The 20,504-nt window shown below is 63.0% G+C and carries 19 protein-coding genes; 5 read left to right on the top strand and 14 right to left on the bottom strand.

All coding sequences use genetic code 11. From position 1 onward, the window contains the following. From ACMNI9_RS08985 to ACMNI9_RS08970, 4 genes are all read right to left on the bottom strand, one after another. The coding region (locus ACMNI9_RS08985; RefSeq protein WP_418831699.1) for an OFA family MFS transporter at positions 1–1,262 on the bottom strand (1,262 nt) is incomplete at its 3' end. Positions 1,263–1,708: 446 nt separating this feature from the next. Continuing rightward, positions 1,709–2,977 (bottom strand): RidA family protein, encoded by a 1,269-nt coding sequence (locus ACMNI9_RS08980; RefSeq protein WP_114566090.1) that lies wholly within the window; start codon positions 2,975–2,977, stop codon positions 1,709–1,711. Between the two features lie 426 nt (positions 2,978–3,403). Next, positions 3,404–3,880 (bottom strand): low molecular weight protein-tyrosine-phosphatase, encoded by a 477-nt coding sequence (locus ACMNI9_RS08975; RefSeq protein WP_418831698.1) that lies wholly within the window; start codon positions 3,878–3,880, stop codon positions 3,404–3,406. Continuing rightward, the gene (locus tag ACMNI9_RS08970; protein ID WP_114566088.1) at positions 3,877–4,323 is read right to left on the bottom strand and encodes an acyl-CoA thioesterase; all 447 of its coding nucleotides are present in this window, start codon (positions 4,321–4,323) and stop codon (positions 3,877–3,879) included. The genes ACMNI9_RS08975 and ACMNI9_RS08970 overlap by 4 nt, the downstream gene beginning before the upstream one ends. Before the next feature lie 41 nt (positions 4,324–4,364). Here ACMNI9_RS08970 and ACMNI9_RS08965 point away from each other — a divergent pair, with 41 nt between their 5' ends. From ACMNI9_RS08965 to ACMNI9_RS08945, 5 genes are all read left to right on the top strand, one after another. Then, positions 4,365–5,630, top strand: coding sequence for an Mbeg1-like protein (locus ACMNI9_RS08965; RefSeq protein WP_418831696.1), 1,266 nt, complete (start codon positions 4,365–4,367; stop codon positions 5,628–5,630). A 49-nt stretch (positions 5,631–5,679) separates the two neighbouring features. Further along, the gene (locus tag ACMNI9_RS08960; protein ID WP_418831701.1) at positions 5,680–6,573 is read left to right on the top strand and encodes a prenyltransferase; all 894 of its coding nucleotides are present in this window, start codon (positions 5,680–5,682) and stop codon (positions 6,571–6,573) included. Positions 6,574–6,582: 9 nt separating this feature from the next. Beyond that, positions 6,583–7,788: a MalY/PatB family protein gene (locus ACMNI9_RS08955; RefSeq protein ID WP_216528503.1), complete on the top strand. Its 1,206-nt coding sequence runs from the start codon at positions 6,583–6,585 to the stop codon at positions 7,786–7,788. A gap of 11 nt (positions 7,789–7,799) precedes the next feature. Continuing rightward, positions 7,800–8,237: a lipocalin gene (locus ACMNI9_RS08950; RefSeq protein ID WP_114566085.1), complete on the top strand. Its 438-nt coding sequence runs from the start codon at positions 7,800–7,802 to the stop codon at positions 8,235–8,237. A 241-nt stretch (positions 8,238–8,478) separates the two neighbouring features. Further along, on the top strand, positions 8,479–9,117 hold the full coding sequence (locus ACMNI9_RS08945) for a VanZ family protein (protein WP_418831694.1): 639 nt from the start codon (positions 8,479–8,481) through the stop codon (positions 9,115–9,117). A gap of 33 nt (positions 9,118–9,150) precedes the next feature. Here ACMNI9_RS08945 and gluQRS read toward each other — a convergent pair whose 3' ends face one another. From gluQRS to ACMNI9_RS08895, 10 genes are all read right to left on the bottom strand, one after another. Further along, positions 9,151–10,092 carry a tRNA glutamyl-Q(34) synthetase GluQRS gene (gluQRS, locus tag ACMNI9_RS08940; protein ID WP_418831692.1) on the bottom strand — a complete coding sequence of 314 codons (942 nt, stop codon included), beginning with the start codon at positions 10,090–10,092 and terminating at the stop codon, positions 9,151–9,153. A gap of 95 nt (positions 10,093–10,187) precedes the next feature. Then, positions 10,188–11,552, bottom strand: coding sequence for a phenylacetate--CoA ligase family protein (locus ACMNI9_RS08935; RefSeq protein ID WP_418831690.1), 1,365 nt, complete (start codon positions 11,550–11,552; stop codon positions 10,188–10,190). Between the two features lie 5 nt (positions 11,553–11,557). Beyond that, on the bottom strand, positions 11,558–11,995 hold the full coding sequence (locus ACMNI9_RS08930) for an amino acid-binding protein (protein ID WP_123191246.1): 438 nt from the start codon (positions 11,993–11,995) through the stop codon (positions 11,558–11,560). Next, positions 11,992–12,603: an indolepyruvate oxidoreductase subunit beta gene (locus tag ACMNI9_RS08925; RefSeq protein WP_216528497.1), complete on the bottom strand. Its 612-nt coding sequence runs from the start codon at positions 12,601–12,603 to the stop codon at positions 11,992–11,994. Before ACMNI9_RS08925 ends, ACMNI9_RS08930 begins: the two co-directional genes overlap by 4 nt. After that, on the bottom strand, positions 12,596–14,350 hold the full coding sequence (locus tag ACMNI9_RS08920; RefSeq protein WP_225749154.1) for a thiamine pyrophosphate-dependent enzyme: 1,755 nt from the start codon (positions 14,348–14,350) through the stop codon (positions 12,596–12,598). The genes ACMNI9_RS08925 and ACMNI9_RS08920 overlap by 8 nt, the downstream gene beginning before the upstream one ends. A gap of 193 nt (positions 14,351–14,543) precedes the next feature. Then, the gene (locus tag ACMNI9_RS08915; protein WP_216528495.1) at positions 14,544–14,984 is read right to left on the bottom strand and encodes an FHA domain-containing protein; all 441 of its coding nucleotides are present in this window, start codon (positions 14,982–14,984) and stop codon (positions 14,544–14,546) included. A 24-nt stretch (positions 14,985–15,008) separates the two neighbouring features. Then, on the bottom strand, positions 15,009–16,424 hold the full coding sequence (locus ACMNI9_RS08910; RefSeq protein ID WP_225749152.1) for a D-alanyl-D-alanine carboxypeptidase family protein: 1,416 nt from the start codon (positions 16,422–16,424) through the stop codon (positions 15,009–15,011). Beyond that, positions 16,417–16,842, bottom strand: coding sequence for an amino acid-binding protein (locus ACMNI9_RS08905; RefSeq protein ID WP_123191241.1), 426 nt, complete (start codon positions 16,840–16,842; stop codon positions 16,417–16,419). The genes ACMNI9_RS08910 and ACMNI9_RS08905 overlap by 8 nt, the downstream gene beginning before the upstream one ends. Continuing rightward, positions 16,839–18,149, bottom strand: a complete 1,311-nt coding sequence (locus ACMNI9_RS08900; RefSeq protein ID WP_225749210.1) for a phenylacetate--CoA ligase family protein — start codon at positions 18,147–18,149, stop codon at positions 16,839–16,841. Before ACMNI9_RS08900 ends, ACMNI9_RS08905 begins: the two co-directional genes overlap by 4 nt. 54 nt (positions 18,150–18,203) lie before the next feature. Continuing rightward, positions 18,204–20,174, bottom strand: coding sequence for a VanW family protein (locus ACMNI9_RS08895; RefSeq protein ID WP_418831687.1), 1,971 nt, complete (start codon positions 20,172–20,174; stop codon positions 18,204–18,206). Between the last annotated feature and the right edge of the window lie 330 nt (positions 20,175–20,504).

Here is a 20,504-nt window from a genome sequence, read left to right as displayed (position 1 = left end):
AGATTCGCCGCTTTCCCGCTCGCAGCGTTAAGCTGGCGCTTCAAGACCACGCCGAGCAGGATGCACAGCGCCAGGATTGCGGCGCATATCAGATAGGCTGCATCGAACGTGCCCGTGACGTCGAACACCACATCGGCCATGACCGGCGCCAGCACGCCCGAAAGCCCCCAGGCAAGATAAAGAATGCCGTAGTTCGTCCCGTAGTTCCTCAAACCGTACAGATCCGCCGTCATCGAGGGAAACACGCTCAAGAGCGTTCCGTACGAGAATCCAACGAACAGCGCCCCCAGCGTCAGCAGCGCGAAGTTTCCGTACAGCGCGAACAAGCACATGTTGAGGCACTGGATGGCGAACACTAGAACAAGGGTGTTGATGCGCCCGATCTTGTCCGACAGGATGCCGCCCACAACACGACCGCCCGTATTGAACAGGGCCAGAAGGGAAACGAGCAAGGCTGCGTAGCCTGCGGCGCTCGCAGGATCCTGGATGGTCGCGATCTTCGAAAGGTTGCCGATGATCATGAGACCCACCGAAGACGACAGCGCGAACAACGCAAACAGCAGGTAGAACTCCTTGGTTCGAACCATTTGACGCCACGTACGATCCGGGGTCCGCTCGACGGATGCCTTCCCCGCTTTACGAACGGAGGATGAAGCGGGAACGTAGTCGGTTTCGGGGTTCTTGATAAGCTGGGCGATGGGCACGCTTACGACGATCGTGACAATGCCCAGGATCAGGAACGTCTGCGAAATGCCGAAGCCCTCGATCAATATCTGCGTAGCCGGTGCAAGATAAACCGCCGCTAGCCCGAAACCGCCGACGACGAGTCCTGCGACAAGCCCCTTCTTGAAGGGATCGAACCACTTCAAAGCGCACGGCGTAACGCAGCCGTAGCCCAATCCGATTCCCGTTCCAGTAAGAACTCCGTACGTGAGGCACACTCCGAGCACGCTTTGCCCCGCGAACGAAGAAAGCACCATGCCCATGCCGGCCAGCAAGCCGCCCGCCGTGATGACCTTACGAGGTCCTATCCTGTCCTGCACGATGCCGCCGCCCAGCAATCCAAGCGCGAAGAACACGATGGCGATGGTGTACGGCAGTCCCGCCTGCGCGCTCGACCAGCCGAACCCGCCTGCGTCAGGCGCGGCGGTCAGCCCTGATTTGATAACGCTCCACGAATACAACAAGCTGATGGAGAGGTTGAACAAAACCCCTGCTATCAGGACGACGTTCGCTCTGCTTTGAGTCTTCGATCGTTGCATGGATCCTCCTCGTCTTGGGGGAAAGCACGCAGTATAGCGAACGAGGTTCGGTGTCTTGATGCTTGCCCTTCCTTTTCCGATAAGCGGCAAACGCATCGTTTACGTCGCGAGCCATCGTTTCCGGAAAGGAGCAACGAGAACATGCATATAACCTAGTAAAACACTTTCGATTATGCGAAAACGGACACCCGATCCGCAGGGCGTTCGGAATACGCCCAATCGGCGAACGGCTGCCGGCGCGCGACCCGCACAGCCGCTGCGGCCCATTGAACATACGAGATCCAACAAGCGAAACCTCCGTCTAAGCCGTACCGACGTCGATCGAGCATCGGAATCCCGGCATACGGCCCCGAAACCGCGAAAGCGAGACCGCGTCGGCCTCGCTTTCTTGCCAAGGAGCTTCAACAGCTCCTTCTATATCAGGTTGATCGACTCCTGCTGGAAGCTTACGCCACCGGAGGGGTGCCCTCGGCGTTGCCGAAGATGGCGTCGATCTGCACCAGGGCGTCCATGGGCAGAGCGGAGGCGCCCACGACGCGGCGAGCAGGGGTGCCGCCCGGGAAGAACGTCGCGTACACTTCGTTCACCGCATCAAGGTCGTCGATGTTCTTCAGGAAGATGTTCACCTTGACGGCGTCCTCCATCACGTGGTCGACGCACTCGATGATGGCCTTGATGTTCTTGAAGCACTGCTCGGCCTGCTCCTTGACGCCGCCAGCAACCATGGCGCCCGTGGCGGGGTCGATACCCAGCTGAGCGGAGATGTTGTTGTAGTGCGAGAAGGCAACGGTCTGCGTGGAGAGCTTGCACTTCGGCGCGGCGTCCGTGTTGTTAGCCTCGAGGATGAGCCCGTGACGGTCCTCGACCAGCTGCGGGGGCGTGCCGTCGCCATGGGAAACCACGGCTTCGATCTGCACGAGCGCATGCATGGGAAGGCCGGCAACCTCGACCACCGTGCGAGCCGGCATGTAGGCGACCGCGCGAGCGATGCCCGAATCCGGGAAGAAGCGCGTGTACGCCTCGTTCATGGCATCCGTGTCGGCGAGGTCCTTGAGGAACACGTTCACCTTGACGATGTCGTCGAAGGGCACGTCGATGCTCTCGAGCACGGCCTTGATGTTCTTCAGGCACTGCGCGGTCTGCTCGCGCACGCCGCCGACCACGATCTGGTTCGACTTGGGGTCGATGGGCAGCTGGGCGGAGATGTTGTTGTAGTGCGAGAAAGCCACGGACTGCGTGGACATGACGTCCAGCGGAGCGTTGTGCGTGTTGTTCGTGTACTTCAGGATGTCGCCGGCCTGCGGAGCGTTGGGGATGGTGCCTTCGCCGTTGGAGATCAAGGCCTCGACCTGGATCAGGGCGTCCATGGGCAGAGCGTCAACGGCGACGACCGTGCGGGTGGGCACGTAGGTCGGGAAGAACACCTTCTGCACCTCGTCGACGGCGTCCATGTCCTGGATGTCCTTGACGAAGATGGTGATGCGGATGACATCGTTCATGACGTGATCGATGCTGTCGATGATCGTCTCGATGTTCTCGAAGCACTGCACGGCCTGCTCCGTGATGCCGCCGGGCACCAACTCGCCGGTGGCGGGATCGATCGGCAGCTGAGCCGAAAGGTTGTTGTAGTGCGAGAAAGCCACGGTCTGCGAGTACAGATCGCTCACCGGGGCATCTTCCGTGTTCCTTGCCAGTACTACGTTATCGCCGCTCATTAGTACCCTCCTTTTAGAGTGTCTCGCTTACGATGCTTACGATCGGACCGCATGGGCCCTGTTCCCGAGGCGGACCGCCCGAAGGACGCTCCTAGTCTTTTTGGGAGGGCTGCATTATACCTATTTGTGCAGGTGCACAAATCCCTTTTCGGCAGATTTCCCCGCAGCCCTACCGGGCCCGTCCGACCGTTCGCCGCAAAATCTGGAAGGCTGAAAGCTGGCATGCAAAAAACGGGTGCGTTGCTCTTATTTCATGCAGGATTATCGCACCTACCGTTCACCGATTAATTTTCGCGCACGTGCGCACGACCGCAATATCACCACGGAATATACCGAACTTCGCCTCGCAACGAAACGAAGGCGCCCTCCTGCGCAAAAAAGCGACAGGAGGGCGCCTTCGTCAATGCACGACGAGCGCTTCCGAAGCTACCCTCGCCTTCCTCCGGTGTTCAGCCAGGCCAGCAGGCCCGCGCAACCGGCCAGCACGTCGTCGTACGTGGTTTCGAAGTCGCCCGTGTACCACGGGTCGGCCACATCGCGATCCGTGTCTGCAAATTCGAGCAGCTTAATGCAGCGGCCTTCGGCCTCCCGACCCAGTTGACGACGCATGTCGCGCATATTCGCCTCGTCCATGCCCACAAACAGGTCCCACTCCCCCGCGTCTGCCCGCTTGAGGCGTCGCGCCCTCTTGCCAGCGCAGTCGATCCCTTGCGCCGCGAGCACGGCGCGCGTTCCCGAATGCACGGGGCTTCCTATCTCGTCATCGTGGGTGGCCGCCGACTCGATGACGAACGCATCGGCCAAACCGCGCTTGGCAACCAGGTCCTTCATGACGAACTCCGCCATGGTAGAGCGACAGATGTTGCCATGGCACACGAATAGGATGCGGTACGGCGCACTCATCGAGCGGCCTCCTCGGGCTCGAGCACTTCTTCGTAGCAGGCAAGCAGGTCGGGCATGACGCGCTTGATGCTAACGGGCTTGAACGTAGTCGCATCGACCAGGCAATGGGTGCTGCGCCCCGTGCAGCACGGCTTCTCCGTTTCCATGTCCTGCCCTTCCCTGAACACCTCGTAGGCGTACACGGTCTTCGTCGGCCGCGACAGCACGACGCGCGTGCGCACGATGGCCGTGTCCCCGTAGCGCAAGGGCATGCCGTAGTCGCATTCGAAATGCGTGACGGGAGAAAGGTAGCCTGCCTCTTCGATGCGCGCGTACGGAAATCCGATCGCCTCCAGAAACGAGGTGCGCGCATCTTCGAAGTACAGCAGGTAGTTTGCATGATAGACGATGCCCATCATGTCGGTTTCAGCATAGCGTATGGTTATTGGCGTGCAGACGCGCATGGGTGGCGGCCCTGCCTTTCGCAATCGGCTACAATGTGAGTATGCGCAATATCGTATCGTATATAGCAGAAGAGCAGCGGACTTTCTCCGAATTACCGTTCAACCCGGTGGACTCCCTCGTATTCTCGACCCTGGCTTACCTCAACTACGAAGAAGCCGGACGCGACCAGGCTGACGCCTTGCGCTCGGACGGCTCGATCGCCGCCCCTTGGGAGGCGCTGCTCGACGCAAGCGGCCCCCGGCGCGTGCGCTTGCACGACGTTTTGGCCTTGTCGGACTGGGAGGCCCTTACCGCGCACAGCTGGATGGAGGATGCGCGGGACACCGTGGCTTTTTTGCACGTGGCAATGGCGAGCCGTCGTTTGCGCGACGTGCGGGTATCCTTCTACGCCAACGAACGATCCGAGGTGGTTGAGAAGCAGTTCAGCGCCGTAACCTTGTTCTTCCCCGCCATTGAGGGAGAGCGTGCTTACCTGGCGTTTCGAGGCACGGACGGCAGCTTCGCCGGTTGGAAAGAAGACTTCAACCTGTGCTTCAAAGACGTCATCCCGTCGCAGTGCACGGCGGCGGCCTATCTTTCGGGCGTGGCGTCGGCCTGCGCGTGCCCGCTTCTGGTTGGCGGCCACTCGAAGGGCGGAAACCTTGCCGAGTACGCGGCTCTGGTTGCAGACGACGGCACGTTCTCGCGCCTTGAAGGCGTGTTCAACCACGACGGCCCGTCGTTTTTGGACGATCCCTCCCCGCGCATCGACGATCCGACGTTCTGCTCGCTTCTGCACAAGAGCGTCCCCGAATCTTCCGCGTTCGGCATGATATTGGAACGGCGCGCCGACTACCGCGTGGTAAGATCATCAGCGCTTTCGGTGTTTCAGCATGAGCCGTTCACCTGGCAGACCGAAGGATCGGACTTCCTGTACCAGGACGAGCTCAACGCATCGGCCGTGTTCTTCGACGAAACGCTCGACGCATGGCTGCGCAGCAGGAACGCGTCCGAGCGCGAGCGGTTCATCGATTCGATCTACGACTTGTTCGCCTCGACCGAGGCGAACACTTGGGCCGAGTTCCAGGAAAACCTGTTCGCGAACACCCGGCAGCTTTTGGGATCGGGATCCAAGCTGGACGCGGAAACCAAGAGTTTCATCTGGAAGACGCTGGGAGGATTGGGCAGCGTGCTGAAGGAAGAAGCCATCAAGCGCTTCAAGTCGTCGCCGCCCATGTGGCTACCGCGTCGTCGCGAAGCGTACGCAACAATGAAGACGAGGAAGGAAGCGAAGCATGAGCGCAGAAGCGCCCGCAAGGACGGCTGACGAAAGGGACGCGGAAACGAAGAGCGCATACGGAAGGTTTACGCTGCGCATGGCGGTGCAGCTAGCGGCTCCTCATACGTGGCCGGCGGCCATTCTGCCCGTACTGGTGGCAACCGCAGCGGCCGCTGCCACAACGGGAGCCGTTTCCGCCGTGATGGCATGCGTGCTGCTGGTCATCTGCGTGCTGATGCAAGCCTCGGTCAACACGTTCAACGACTACTACGATTACGTGAAAGGCGCGGACTCGGCCGACGACAACGTGGATCCGACCGATGCCGTGCTGGTGTACAACAACGTGAATCCGCGCGCAGCGCTCGGACTTGCCGTCGGGTTTCTGGTGGCGGCGTTCGGACTGGGCGTTTACGTTATCTGGCAGGCCGGATGGATTCCGTTGGCTCTGGGCGTCGTCGGCGCGATCATCGTGGTTTTGTATTCCGCGGGGAAAACGCCCATCTCCTACCTGCCCATTGGCGAGCTTGTCAGCGGGTTCGTCATGGGCGGGCTCATTCCCCTTGCCTGCTACCAAGCATTGACCGGAGCGTTCGACCTGCGCGCGCTGCTGTGGGCGGTGCCCACCGTGCTGGGCGTTGGGCTGATCATGTTCACGAACAACACGTGCGATATCGAAAAGGACGTCGAATCGGGACGTCGCACTCTGTCGGTGCTGCTGGGACGCGACCGCGCGCGCAGGCTGTACCACAGCGTGGTGGCGGCTTGGATGATCTCGATCGCAGCGCTGGTGGCCCTGTTCTTCACGAGCGGCGTCATCGTGGTTCCGTTCATGTTGCTTGCGTCGTATCCGCTGGTGAAAGCGCTCATAGCCAACCCGCTCGCGCCTGCGTCGCGCATAGGCGCCATGGCGCAGGTATGCAGCTTGAACATCGCGTTGGGCGCGTTTTACGCGGCGGCGTTGTTCGCAAGCGGCTTTTCCCTGTTCGTGTAGGAGGCTGCCATGACGTACGACTTCGATCGAGTGATCGAGCGACGCGGAACCAATAGCGAGAAATGGGATTGCGGACCGCAACTCAAAGGGCGCGACGATCTGCTGCCGCTCTGGGTCGCCGATATGGACTTCGCGCTGCCCGATGAGGTGCTTGACGATATGCGCACAGCCGTGAACCACGGCGTGTTCGGCTACGGGTTCGCAGGAGCCGCGTACTACGAATCGGTTCTGGCCTGGTACTCGGATCGTTTCGACTGGACCGTGGAGCGCTCGTGGCTCACGCAAACTCCCGGCGTGGTGTTCGCGCTGGGAATCGCCCTGCAGGCGTTCACCGATCCAGGCGATGCCGTGCTGATTCAGCAGCCCGTTTACTACCCGTTCGCGCAGCTCATCGAATCGAACGGACGCAAGCTTGTTGACAGCCCGCTTGTCTACGAGCAGGGGCGATACCGAATAGACTTCGATGATTTCGAGAAGAAGATCGCGTCCTCTCGGGTGAAGGCGTTCATTTTATGCAGTCCCCACAACCCGGTCGGCCGGGTATGGACGCACGACGAGCTGGAGCGGATCGGGCGCATCTGCCGCGCGCACGACGTGCTGGTCATCTCGGACGAGATCCACGCCGACTTCACCTATCCGGGGCATCGCCATCACGTGTTCCCTACGGTGGATCCTTCGTTCGCCGAACGCTGCGTAGTATGCACGGCGCCGAGCAAGACATTCAACATCGCCGGGCTGCAGATAGCGAACATCGTCATCCCGAACGAGGAACTGCGCGCACGGTATCGCAAGGTTTTGGAGCGGATCGGCTACTTCGGAGCAAGTCCGTTCTCGCTGGAAGCATGCCGTTCGTGCTACACTCACGGCGGCCCTTGGCTGGACGAGTTGAAGGACTACCTGGCGCAGAACCTGAGCTTTTTAAGGGAGTTCCTGCGCGAACGGATGCCTGAGATCGCGTTGGTCGAGCCGCAGGGCACGTATCTTGCATGGCTCGATTGCTCGGGCTTGGGCCTGGACGACGCGCGGCTTGAAAAGCTCATGGTGGACGACGCGCGCGTGTGGCTTGATTCCGGCAGCATGTTCGGACCATGTTCGGGGCAGTTCGAGCGCGTGAACATAGCCTGCCCGCGCGCCACCCTCGAACGCGCCCTCGAGCAGATAGAATCAGCTGTCGGAAAGCTGCGCGCACAGCGTGCGGTCAACCGGGAAAGATAAAGGAGCACGCTATGGAAATCGTTCGTTTCGGCGTAGGGCTGGTGCTGTTGATTGCGTCGGGCGCGTTGACGGTGCAGTTGTGGAACGGCAACTGGCTGTCGCTGATCGCAAAGCCTACGACCACGAAGAAGGGAACGTTTTATCCTGAAGGCACCCGCAAATCAGGACAGCGCGCAGCCTGGGTCATGGTCGCCTGCTTCGCGGTGGTCGGAACGCTCATGGCGTTCGAGATGGCGAAGATGACCGGGCTCGTCTTGTTCGCGCAGATCGCTTCGGTACTGTGCAACGTAATGCTGGTTGGATTCTGCATTCTGGCGGTATGGACCCTGTTTTCCCGCTCGAAAGGCGCAGACGGCAAGTTGAACTTCGGCGGCGACAACGTGCGCCTGACGCTTCTGCTGCTGGGAAGCTGCGTGGTACTTACGCTCGTGTCGCTTCTGTTCGCGTAGTCGCGTCAACTCCCGCCGCGTTCGGCGGGAGTTGACGCGGGGTGCAAGCCGGCCTCCTATCGCACAGCCGAAACCATCAGCCCTGGTTTGCGTCCGGATCTTGAAGAGCGCTCCCGCGACGGTTTCGGCAACGAAATCCTTAACGATCCTCAACGTTGCGGCACTTGCCCCTTCAAACGTCGAAGCAAGCTGCTAAGATACGGTGTTCGAGGGATGAATCTGGGCGAAAGGTACGGACACGATGGTCGAAAGCGCGCTGCTGGCCGCGTACGAGCTGGCGACGGTGCTCGCGCCGTTTCTTGTAGCCTACGCGATACGGCATGCCCACGCACGACGAACGGGCTCCATTCCCGTTGAGTTCGCGCCCGCTTTCGCGTTCGTGCTGTACGTGTTTGCCGTGCTGTACGTCACGGGATCGGGCACGCTGTACGACCTGCTGCGGCAAACGGCCAGCTGGGGGCCGAATGACCTGTACTTGATTCCGTTTCTTGCCGCCGACCCGATCGGATGCGCTCTCAATGTCGTGCTGTTCCTCCCCTTGGGCTTTTCGATCCCGTTCATCTGGAAGCGAGTTGACCGGGCGTTCACCATAGGAGCGATGGGCTTCTCTTTTTCGCTCGCCATCGAGCTGAGCCAGCTTCTCAACCATCGCGCGACCGACATCGACGACCTGATATTGAACACGCTCGGCGCGCTTTTGGGCTTCGCGCTGTATCGACTTTGGTCGAATCGCGCGAATGCGGCGCGCAGCAAGCATGTTTTCGTCTCGGAGCGTCTTCCGAGTGCACGCGAACCCGCCCTGTACCTGGCCGTCACCTTTGCGGGGCATTTCTTTTTGTTCAACGAGATGGGTATTGCGAAACTGCTTTACGGGTTCTAAGCACCTGCGCCCTCCGCGCCAAGCCGATACGCTCTATCGCCAGCGTATCTGGGTAAGATCCTTCAGGTCGGTTGAAATCCTGTCGAGATCGAACAAGGCCAGCAACTCTTCGGGCGACGCCGGATCGCACGTGGGGGCAAGCCCCGTGATTCCCGCAATATGGCCGATAACTCCCTCGGGCGTTTTGAACCGATCCAAAAGAGCATCGAGCGCCGCGTCGTGATCGCGCTTCGAAAGGCGCCGCCCCTCTCCCGCAACGATAAGCGGCACATGGGCGTACGCAGGATGCCCCAGACCGAGCAGTTCCTGCAGATACAGCTGCTGCGGCGTGGAGCAAAGCAGATCGACGCCGCGCACGACCGAGTTCACCCCTTGCTCCGCATCGTCTACGACCACGGCCAGCTGGTACGCGAACGCCCCGTCCGAGCGCTGTATCAGGAAATCACCGCACTCGCGATCCAGGTTCTGACGATACGGCCCCTGTATTTGATCGTCGAAGGATACGGTTTGATCGGGAACCGCCAGCCGCTGCGCCGGAGCGCGTCGGGCACGCCGCAAGGCGCGCTCCTCAGCCGTCAACGCACGACAGGTTCCCGGGTACACGGGCTTTTCGCCACGATGAGGCGCTGATGCCGCATGCAGATCGGCGCGCGTGCAGAAACAGGGGTACACGAGCCCGCGCGCAGCCAGCGAATCAAAGGCGGCCCGATACGCCTCCGTGCGATCATGCTGGAAGTACGGCCCTTCGTCCCAGGTGAGTCCTAACGCCTCGAAATCGCGTTGCACGGCATCGATGAACTGCGGCTTCGATCGTTCGGCATCAAGATCCTCTATGCGCAGGACAATCCGTCCGCCTTGCGATTTCGCCACAAGCCACGCCACGAGCGCCGCGAACACGTTGCCCGCATGCATGCGCCCGGTCGGAGAAGGAGCGAACCTCCCGACGACCTCGGTATGCGAAGGGGCTGCTTGCATGGGCTGATCTCCTGTTGGTCCTTCCCGCGTGCGGGCTACCGCACCGCAATGCCGGCGGGAGGCCGACGTGCGTGCACGGGCCTCCCGCATTCAATCTACTTGCGTCGATCTTCGACGTGCTTCGTCTTGCCCAGAGACCTCTCGATGCCGCCGGGCTCGACCAGCTTCACGCGCACGCCCACCAGAAGAACGCCCTTGAGCTTCTCCTCGATAGCGCGGCGGAAACGATCCATCTCCTCGAAAGAATCGCTGAACGCCTCGGGCTTGAGCTCCACGTGCACCGCCATGCGGTCGAGCCCGCCCTCGTTGTCCACCACGATGCGGTAGTGCGGCGTGACCCCTTCGATGCCGGTGAGGACATCCTCCACCTGGCTGGGAAACACGTTCGTGCCGCGGATGATCAGCATGTCGTCCGAACGCGCGCGCACCTTCTGCATGCGCGCCGTCGTGCGCCCGCACGCGCACGGCTCCGTGACCACGCGCGTCAGATCGTGCGTGCGGTATCGCAGCACGGGAATAGCCTGCTTGCCAAGGGGCGTGAGCACCAGCTCGCCCATCTGCCCATCGGCGACGGGCTCGCCCGTTTCGGGATCGATGACCTCCCACAGGAAGTGATCCTCCGCAATATGCTGCATGTCGCGCGCCGCCAGGCATTCGCCCGACACGCCTGGACCCATGACTTCGGTCAGACCGTAGTTGTCGGTGCAGACGATGCGCATACGGCTTTCGATCTCGGCCTTCAGGCCCGGCGGGCAGGGTTCGCCGCCGAACAGGCCCACGCGCAGGGTGGACCGCTCCCAATCGAAGCCCATGCGCTCTCCCACCTCGCACATGTGCAGGGCGTAGGAAGGCGTGGCCACGAGCACGGTGGTGCCGTAGTCCTGGATCATGGCGATGTGGCGCTCGGTGTTGCCCGACCCTGCGGGAATCATCATGCAGCCAAGCTTCTGCAGCCCGTAGTGCAAGCCGAAGCCGCCGGTGAACATGCCGTATCCGAACGCCATCTGCGCTCGATCGCCCGGCACGACGCCCGCCATCTGCACAAGGCGCATGATGCAGTCGGCCCACAGCTCCATGTCATGATCGTTATAGCCGACCACGATGGGCTTGCCCGTGGTGCCCGAGGACGAATGCAGCTCCTTCACCTGGTCGAGCGGTACGGCGAACAGCCCGTACGGAAACGTGTCGCGCAGGACCGACTTGTCGGTGAAGGGGAGTTTGCGAACGTCTTCAAGCGTCTTGATGTCATCGGGGCTCACGCCGTCGCGGTCCATGCGCTCGCGGTACCAGGCCACGCGGTCGTACGTCCAACGCACCTGCTCGATCAGGCGCTCGAGCTGCAGCGCGCGAATCTCCTGGCGCGAGGCGCACTCGACGGCAGGGTTGTGGATGGGCAGGCTGGAGAAGTCCCCGGCTTGGGCGGCAGCCAGCGCCGCGCCCTTGACGGTCATATCGGCCATGACGTTCACCGCCCTTCAGCGGGCGCAAGCGGCTGCGCGAGATCGTCCTGCCCGATGAGCTCCACCGGTTCGCCGGCCAGCAATTCCTCGGCACGTGCCAGATCCTTGACGGATAGCGCGATGTAAGTGGAGATGAGGGAATAGCTGTACGTGACGTTGATGCCGCAATCGGCCATGACGCCCATGACGCGCGCCAACTCGCCGGGCGTGTCGTCCAGGCGCGCGCACAGCACCTCCGATTTCGTGGCGGCGGCGCCCATGTCGGTGAGCACGGCCAACGCCTTGTCCGGATCGCTCACGATGAAGCGCACGATGCCGTAGTCTCCCGTGTCGGACGCGCTGTATCCGCGAACGCTGACGTGAGCGGCCTCGAAGGCGTCCAGCACGCGCCGCAGATGCCCCGGCCTGCTCTCAAGAAACACGCTGATCTGCTGTACGCTCATGCTCGATCCCCTTCCCTGCTCTCGACCGCTTCCTCGGCGAAGGCGAAGCCGGCGCGAAACGCGGCCAGGTTCGCTTCGACGGTTTTGGGCGGCACGCGCTTTGCGATGACCCGCTCCCATGCGTCCTGCGGAAACTCCAAACGCGTGGCAAGCGCGCCCAGCAGCACGACGTTAACCGACTTCGGGCTGCCGACGCCTGCGGCTATGTCACCGGCGGAAATGAGCGTGGCACCCGCGTCGGCCAGCGTTTCGCGGGCGTTCTCGGGCATGGACGCACGTCCGATGAGCACGGGCAAAGGCTGGATGGACTCGTCGGCCACCAGCAAGTACCCGCCTTCGCGCACGAAGGAAAGGTTGCGCAGCGCCTCGGTCGTCTCGAACGACACGACGCAATCGGCGCACCCCTCGTCAGCCACCATGGACTGCACGCCGTCGCGCCCGAAGCGCACCACCGTGGTAACCGCGCCGCCGCGCTGAGACATGCCGTGAATCTCCGAAACCTTGGCGTCGAAGCCGGATTCCAAAGCCGCATGGGCAAGCAGATCGGCGGCGAGGATGGTTCCCTGCCCGCCGACGCCGCACAGGAGCACTGTGGTCGCCTTATTCATGGCAGCCCCCTTTCTCCAGAGCAGGTTGCGCGATGGCCTTCCAGGCGCAGTACTGCGCGCATTGGCCGCACCCGACGCACTGGCCGGCGTCGATGATCGCATGGTCCGTTTCGGGATCCTTCGATATGGCAGGGCAGCCCAAGGTCGAGCAAACGCCGCACGCCGTGCAGGCGTCGCTTACGGCGTACACCGGATTCTTGATGCGATCGATGAGCACGCACGGGCTGCGGAACACCAGCACGGAAAGGTCCTCGTTCGCCACGGCCTCCTTGAGCGTGCGGCGCACGGCCTTCGCATCGTTGGGATCGATCGTGCGAACGTCCTCCACGCCCAGCGCGCGCACGATGCCCTCCAAGTCCATCTCGCGCGACGGACGTCCCTGAAGCGTTTCGCCGTTGAACGGGTTTCCCTGACGGCCCGTCATAGCGGTCGTACGGTTGTCGAGCACGCAAACGGTGCCGCCGCCCTGGTTGTACACGGTGGAGATGAGCGCCGAAAGCCCCGAATGCGCGAAGGTCGAATCGCCGATCACGCCCACGACGGGACGATGGTCGGTTCCGGCCCACGCCAGCTCGAAGCCGTGCGACATCGAAACGGACGCGCCCATATCGATGGTGGTGTCCATGGCGGAAAGGGGCGGCAGCGCACCGAGCGTATAGCATCCGATATCGCCCGTGACCACGGCCTTCATACGCGAAAGCTCCTTGAACACCAAACGGTGGGGGCACCCGGCGCACAGCGCAGGCGGGCGGCCTGGAAGGCCTTCGGGCATGGATGCGTGCGCAGGCTCGTCGAGTCCGAACGCGGCGCGAATCAGACCGGGCGAAAGCTCGCCGTCGCGCGGCAACGGGTTCTCGAACTCGGCAACCGTTATTCCGAGCGCTCGCACGGAGTCGGTCAGGTATTCGGACGCTTCCTCGACCACGTACAACGCATCGACGCTGGCAGCGAAGTCGCGCAGCGCACGAGCGGGCAGCGGCCACGTTACCCCGAGCTTGAACACCGACGCGTCAGGCAGCGCCTCGGTCACGTGTTGGTACGTCGCGCCGGCGCAGACCACGCCGACGGCGCTTTCCTTATGCACGACGTTGTTGTACGGGCATTCCTCGACCCACGCGCGCAACGCGTCGATGCGGTCGAGCTGCACCTTGCGGCGCGGCTTCGCGAATGCGGGCATCATCACCCACTTGGCAGGATTGCTCTCGTAGGCCTTCACCGGAACGTCGGTGCGCTCGCCAGGCTCCACCGGGGTCTTCGTGTGCGAAACGCGCACGGTCGAGCGAATGAACACGGGCACGTCGAAGCGCTCGGACAGATCGAACGCTTCGCGCGTGAAGCGCAGGGCTTCGGCGGAATCCGCAGGATCGAGCATGGGAATATGCGCTGCGCGGGCGTACCAGTGCGAATCCTGCTCGTTTTGCGACGAGTACATGCCCGGATCGTCCGCGGCCAGCACGACCAGGCCGCCTCCCACGCCCGCATATGCGGCGGTGAACAGCGGGTCGGCCGCCACGTTCACGCCTACGTGCTTCATCGTCGTGAGAACGCGCGCGCCGGCGGCAGACGCGCCGATGCCCACCTCCACGGCCACCTTCTCGTTGACGGCCCATTCGGCGTACACGCCGTCCTTCTTCGCGAACGCTTCGAGCGTTTCCGTCGAAGGCGTTCCGGGGTACGCCACGCCGATATGGGCGCCGGCTTCCCACGCCCCTTGGGCGATCGCCTCGTTACCTGACATCAATTCCATTAGACGAACCTTCCTTGAATGCTGACCCGCAGGGAATTATACGGCAAAGCGCGCCGCGCGGCCCGGTCAAAGAAGGAAGACCGTTCCGAGCGGCGCGCTATTCGACGCTGGGCGCCCGACGGCGCGTCGTCGCCCTGAAACGCGAAGCTCGGCTTCAGCTCGGCCTCAGGACGACGACGCGCGAAAGAGCGCGTTACTCCTCTTTGTAGACCAGGCAGAACGCCCCGATCTGGATGACGTCGCCGTTTTCGAGCTGGCGCTCGTCGATGCTCGCGTTGTTCACCCACACTCCGTTGAAGGAGTTGGAATCTCGGATGACATAGCCCCCGTTCGCAGGCTCGACCGACGCATGGGAGCGCGACACGGTCATGTCGTTGAGAAACACGTCGCACTGGGGGCTGCGGCCGATGGACAGCGGCGCGTCGGCAAGGTGGAAGCTGACGCCGGTCTGCGGACCGCGCACCACATGCAGCACGGCGCTCGCCTGGGGCTGGGCTGCCGAAGTCAACGGGTCGTCCGACAGCGCCACCGGCTCGAAGCGCTGCGTGCTGCCAAGAAGCTTGAACCCGCAGGTCGGGCATGCGGCTGCCTGGGCGTCAACCGGATTGTTGCAAACGGGGCACATGGTGCTCATGGCAATTCCTCTCTGCGGCGCGCCTTACGCGGCGGGGGCCGTCTTGTCTACGACCAGCGGCGTTTCGTTGATCGTCACGGATTGGGCCACGGTGCTCTGCCCGGAGAACCCTCTGAACAAGCGATCCCACCAGATTCCCACGCTCTCGAAGAAATTGGGGGCTGCAACGTCTTCGCATGCGACCAAGTCCATAGTGGCTATTTCAGCGTTGCGCTGCTTGAACGTGATGGTGCCCACCTTGTCGCCTGCGCGCACGTCGGTGGTCAGCTGATCGAACGAAAGCGACTGGCTGACGTTGCCGTTCAGGTCGAAGATCGTGGCAGAAGCTGCAGGATCCGCAAGCGTGGCCTTCACGGTCTTGTCGATCCATCCTTCGTGCGCCACTTCGGCGATTACGGGAACCTCGGCTCCGTTCATGATGGCGGTCTGGTTGCTGTGGGCCAACGGGTACTTCACCTCGTGCTGGTACACCCACTCGCAAAGCGCCTGCGCATCCCTGAAACGCTGAGGCTCGGACGAGGAGTTGATGACGATGGCGTACAGCTCTTTCTCGCCGTTGTTGGCAGCGCCTGCGAACGAGAACCCTGCGAGCGCGGTGAACCCGGTTTTGACGCCGATGGCGTACTCGTAGATGTCGAGGAAGCCGTCCGTGGTCTCGAGGCTGATGTCCGCCTTCGCGCCGCCGCGCGTCACCTGGATGACGGTATCGCCCTGGGAAACGTCCGCGCGGAACGTCTCGTTCTTCATGGCGTACTGCACCACCTTGGCCACGTCGGCAGCCGTGCTGTGCAGGTTGCCCGCGTACGCGTCGAAGTCCAGGCCGTGGGGGTTCTCGTAGACCGTATCGGTGCAGCCGAGCTCTGCGGCCTTCGCGTTCATCTGGGCAACGAACGCGCCTTGAGCGCTGTCGCCCGATGCCGTGCCGCTTGATTGGAGCGCAGCGCCCACCGTCTCGGCGATGGCGACGGCCGCGTCGTTGCCCGACGGGACGAGCAGCGCCGTCAGGGCCGTGCGCAGGCTCATGACGTCGCCTTCTTGCAGCCCGGCCGACGATTCGCCCGCGGCGGCGGCGGTTGCGGACACCGTGATCGGGGTGTCGAGCGATACGATGCCGCTGGACACCGCATCAAGAGCCACCACGCCCGTCATGACCTTGGTGATGGAGGCGATCTGCGTGGGCGAGGACGCGTTGCGCTCGAAGTACACGGTTCCCGCAGAGTCCATCACGATGGCGTACTCGGCATCGATGTTGGGGCTTTGCGCGACCGACAAGCCGCGCGCGTCGACGGTTTGGCCGTAAACGACGTCCGCTTTGCGCACGTCCGCTGCTGCAACGGCCGGAAAGGCCGCAGCGCTCGCGAACGCAAGCAAAAGCGCCAGGGCGCACGCGAGGATGCGCGTGCGCCCGCTCTGGGCGATATGTTGAACGGTGCTAGTCAATGCGGTAGATATCCTCCGGTCGAACCGGCTGGAAGCCGGCATCGGTCAGCTTCTGCTCCACGGCGTCGTCGCTTACTTTAAGCACGTCGACGGCAGTGTCCTGATTGACCGAGAAGCAGTAGCCGTACTCCACGTTCACGTTCTGCTCGTCTAGGAACTCCAAGAGCTTGGCAAGGCCGCCGGGCTCGTTGGGAACGCGCACGGCCAGCACGGGCGTGACGGCGGCGCGCCAGCCCTGCGCCTTCAACGCTTCGGCGGCGGCTTCGGGCGTGTCGCACAGCATGCGCACCACGCCGAACTCGGTGGTGTCGGCCAGGTTCAGCGCGTGCATGTTGATGCCTGCGTCGGAAACGGCGCGGCAAGCGGCCGCCAAGCGGCCTTTCTCGTTCTCGAGAAAAACGGTCAGCTGGGAGATCATGCCTTCTTCCCTTCTCTCAGGTCGATGATGCGCTTCGCCTTGCCCTCGCTGCGCTCGATGGTCTTGGGCTCGACGATCTTGATCTCGACGGCAATCTGCAGGTTGCTCTTCAGCTCGGAGGCCAGACGGCGCTTGAGGTCCTGGAGCTTGCGGATCTCGTCGAACGGGAACTCGGGAACGGTCTCGACGTTGAGCTCCACGTGATCGAGCGCGCCGCGCGTGGTCAGGACGATCTGGTACTGCGCCGCGATCTCCGGGAATTCCGTGATGACCTGCTCGATCTGCGACGGGAACACGTTGACGCCGCGCAGGATGAGCATGTCGTCGGAGCGGCCGACGATGCGGTCGATCTTGCGATGGGTGCGTCCGCATGCGCACGTCTCGGGTATGATGCGCGTGATGTCGCGCGTGCGGTAGCGCACGAGCGGGCAGCATTCGCGCACGAGCGTGGTGAACACGAGCTCGCCCCATTCGCCGTCGGGCAAGGGCTCGAGCGTGTCCGGATCCACGATCTCGGCGTAGAACTGGTCTTCGGCAAGGTGCAGGCCGTTCGATTCAGAGCACTCCACGGCCACGCCCGGTCCCATGACCTCCGAAAGCCCGTAGATGTCGCAATAGCGAATGCCCAGCTTCTCGCGGATTTCCTGGCGCATGTTCTCAGAGCACGGCTCGGCGCCGAAGATGCCGGCGGAAATCTTGAAGTCGGTCGCGGGATCGTAGCCCATCTCCCGCGCCGTGTCCGCTATGAGCAGCGCGTAGGAGGGGGTGCAGGCCAGGATGTCGGTACCGAGGTCCTTCATCATCTGGATTTGTCGCTTGGTGTTGCCCGAAGACGTGGGGATGACCGTGCAACCAGCCGCCTCGCCGCCGTAATGCGCGCCCAAGCCACCGGTGAACAGGCCGTATCCGTACGATACCTGGATGGTGGATTCCGGGCCGCCGCCCGCCATGTAGATTCCGCGCGCGAAGCAGTCCCCCCAGTTCTTGAGGTCGTTCGCCGTATGCCCGACCACGGTCGCCTGGCCGGTGGTGCCGGAAGACGCGTGAATGCGGGACACCTCTTTCTGGCCGACGGCGAACAGCCCGCGAGGATAGGCGTCGCGCATGTCCTGCTTGACGACGAAGGGGAACTTCGAAAGATCGGCGAGGCTCTTGAGGTCGCCCGGCTCCACGCCTGCTTCCTTGAAGGACTTCTGGTAGAACTCCACGTTATCGTATGCGTGCTGCACGCTTTTCTTCATGCGGTCGAGCTGCAGCGTGCGCAGCTGCTCGACGGGCATGGTCTCGATTTCGGGCTGGTAGTACACCTTGAGAATCACCTCTCCTACTGTTGTATACGGATGTCGGCGGAGATCTCTCCGTCAGGTGTTGGTCTCGTCGCTATCGGCGTCAGGGCCTTTCACCACGACTTCCGTCACGGGATCGTACACAGAATAGAACGGGTCCTCGTGCAGGATGGAGCCCGTTTCGTCTTTGACCGTGCGAACGACCGTTATCTTGCGCCCGTCGGTTCCGCGGATTTTGATGTAGCTCGAACCGGGAGCAAGCGATTCGTCAACCTTCGTTTTCGTCGAGTAGTGCTTGCCCTCGCTCCATTCGCCCGCGACCGAGGCGACCTGGTAGCCGGGATCAACACCGTACAGTGTAGCCGTTACCGACCCGTCTGTACAAGAAAGACGGACCAAAACATCGCTCGCGCCGTCGTTTTCCCACACAAGATCCAGGTCGGGCCAGCTGACCGCGGCATCGCGTCCGGCCGGGTAGCTGGATATGTACAGGGAATGGTTGTGGCGCGTCTTCACCGGGTACCCGGCTTCGTACACGGCGTTGAACATGGTGGTCGCCACCTGGCAGATGCCGCCGCCCACTGCATCGTCGTACTGGCCGTCGATGATCGCTCCGGCTCCCAAAAACCCTCTCTCCTCGTTGCACTCCCCTGCCGTTTTATTGAACGACCAGGAGCCGCCGGGCTTCACGACGGAGTTGGAGAGCAGCTGGGACACCAGCTTGATGTTATGGTTGCGGTTCTCCGTCCCCGCGCCCGTAGTGAACTGCGTGGTGTACGAGGCTATCGAGCTTATGATGCCAAGGTCCATCGCCTCGTCGAACGAAAGGGTCGCGGGCGCCGGGCCTTCGGTTATGGATACCTCTATGGGAGATCCGCCGGGCGTCGAGCCTTCCGCTTTGCCGCCCGGCCCGAACAGGGCGTCGTTGAGCGCATGGACGCCTTCGGCGACGAGCGGCATGGTGCCCGTCCCGTCCGTATGCACCGCCACACCCCCTTCGTTCGCTTGGAAAGTCACGCGGACGGGGTCGTTCGTGTCGAGCTTTTCCACGTGGGTGAGAAGGGACGGCTTGGCTTGCGCCTCGTCTATGTACGCAGACAGGGCGAAGGACCCCTCGCCCTCGTCGATGCGCGTGGCGATCCATGCGCCCATATCCGAGGGCGTGGCCTTCCAGGTCGATCCGTTGTAATTGAACTGCGCTCCGTCGGCGATCGCGCGGTTCACGGCATCCGCGACCGCCTGGGCGGCGGCTTCGTCGATGCGCAGCGGCGCATGCTCGGCACGCGCGACGAACGACCCCTGCCCGGCTTCCTGCGCGAGCAGAGCCTGGTCGAGCGAACGAGCGAAATCTCCTCGGTTGACCATGGAGCCGTCGTGGCCCTGCACCACCGTCGCGACGCCGCCGTTGACCGCCACGTTGAAATCGACGCGCGGATCGCCGATGGTTGCGTCTATGTCGGAGGCAAGCTGCTCGAGCCGGTCGCTCGCGTAGTCGGCTCGCGGCTGGATGGTGCGCCCTCCGAACAGCGCCCCGATGCGCGCGAAGATGCCGCCGTCGCTGCGCCCGGCCGCAACGGCCTCTTCGGCCAAAGCGCGGGCAGGAAGGGTGGCGCCCAGGTCGGAGGCGCTCGTGGTCCATGCCAGCTTGTTCGCACGCGCCTCCTCCACTGCCAACTGCTCGGCAAGAGCGGCATCCTGGGCGGCGGTCATCTCGTCGTTCACGCGCGCTTCGGCATCGTCGTTGGCGTATACGATGGCGGTGTTCGATTCCAGGCGCGGCCCGTAAGCTTGCTCGATGGATGCCTCGATCTCGTCGACGGTTTTCCCGGCGACGTCGATCTCCCCCACGCGCACGCCCGGATACGCCTTGCCGTAATTCAGGCCGAAGTCAACCGCGCCGCCGACGAGCAGGACCGCGGCGAGCACCATGACGGCGAGCGCAGCGCGGCTGCGCGAGGCAAGCGAGACCATCGCGCGCAGAAGGGCGAGCGAAGCCGCTCCCAATAGGCCGATCAGGGCAAGCAGCGCGCGTCCGAGAATACGCAAGATCCGCAGAGCGAGATTTTCGTCCGACGGGGACCGCGGCGCGTCCTTCGTCCAAAGCGAAGGCGCGTTGTAGGCGCCGGCATCTCTGGTTCGAGATCGGCTGGAAGAAGCGGGTCGACCTGAAGACGCTCGGGTCGAACGCGGCGAACGCCCGGCATCGCGGCCCGTCTGCGGACGCGACGATCGCCGGGAAGCCTCGCGGCGATCGGGTGCGCGATTCGGACGCGGCTGCCTTGGAGCGCCTCCCTGCCTGCGCGCTGGTTCTCTGGGCGTACGTCGATCCATCCGCTATCGTCCGCCCTCCGGCGTTGCGCCTTTGGCCTCGCGCAG

The sequence above is a fragment of the Paraeggerthella sp. genome, assembly GCF_048427265.1.
Classification (GTDB): Bacteria; Actinomycetota; Coriobacteriia; order Coriobacteriales; family Eggerthellaceae; genus Paraeggerthella; species Paraeggerthella hominis.
This window is presented reverse-complemented; position numbering and strand designations above follow the sequence as displayed.

Coding starts and splice junctions, on each gene's coding strand:
- ACMNI9_RS08980 (WP_114566090.1), bottom strand. CDS start 2,977: ATGAGCGGCGATAACGTAGTACTGGCAAGGAACACGGAAGATGCCCCG.
- ACMNI9_RS08975 (WP_418831698.1), bottom strand. CDS start 3,880: ATGAGTGCGCCGTACCGCATCCTATTCGTGTGCCATGGCAACATCTGT.
- ACMNI9_RS08970 (WP_114566088.1), bottom strand. CDS start 4,323: ATGCGCGTCTGCACGCCAATAACCATACGCTATGCTGAAACCGACATG.
- ACMNI9_RS08965 (WP_418831696.1), top strand. CDS start 4,365: ATGCGCAATATCGTATCGTATATAGCAGAAGAGCAGCGGACTTTCTCC.
- ACMNI9_RS08960 (WP_418831701.1), top strand. CDS start 5,680: ATGGCGGTGCAGCTAGCGGCTCCTCATACGTGGCCGGCGGCCATTCTG.
- ACMNI9_RS08955 (WP_216528503.1), top strand. CDS start 6,583: ATGACGTACGACTTCGATCGAGTGATCGAGCGACGCGGAACCAATAGC.
- ACMNI9_RS08950 (WP_114566085.1), top strand. CDS start 7,800: ATGGAAATCGTTCGTTTCGGCGTAGGGCTGGTGCTGTTGATTGCGTCG.
- ACMNI9_RS08945 (WP_418831694.1), top strand. CDS start 8,479: ATGGTCGAAAGCGCGCTGCTGGCCGCGTACGAGCTGGCGACGGTGCTC.
- gluQRS (WP_418831692.1), bottom strand. CDS start 10,092: ATGCAAGCAGCCCCTTCGCATACCGAGGTCGTCGGGAGGTTCGCTCCT.
- ACMNI9_RS08935 (WP_418831690.1), bottom strand. CDS start 11,552: ATGGCCGATATGACCGTCAAGGGCGCGGCGCTGGCTGCCGCCCAAGCC.
- ACMNI9_RS08930 (WP_123191246.1), bottom strand. CDS start 11,995: ATGAGCGTACAGCAGATCAGCGTGTTTCTTGAGAGCAGGCCGGGGCAT.
- ACMNI9_RS08925 (WP_216528497.1), bottom strand. CDS start 12,603: ATGAATAAGGCGACCACAGTGCTCCTGTGCGGCGTCGGCGGGCAGGGA.
- ACMNI9_RS08920 (WP_225749154.1), bottom strand. CDS start 14,350: ATGGAATTGATGTCAGGTAACGAGGCGATCGCCCAAGGGGCGTGGGAA.
- ACMNI9_RS08915 (WP_216528495.1), bottom strand. CDS start 14,984: ATGAGCACCATGTGCCCCGTTTGCAACAATCCGGTTGACGCCCAGGCA.
- ACMNI9_RS08905 (WP_123191241.1), bottom strand. CDS start 16,842: ATGATCTCCCAGCTGACCGTTTTTCTCGAGAACGAGAAAGGCCGCTTG.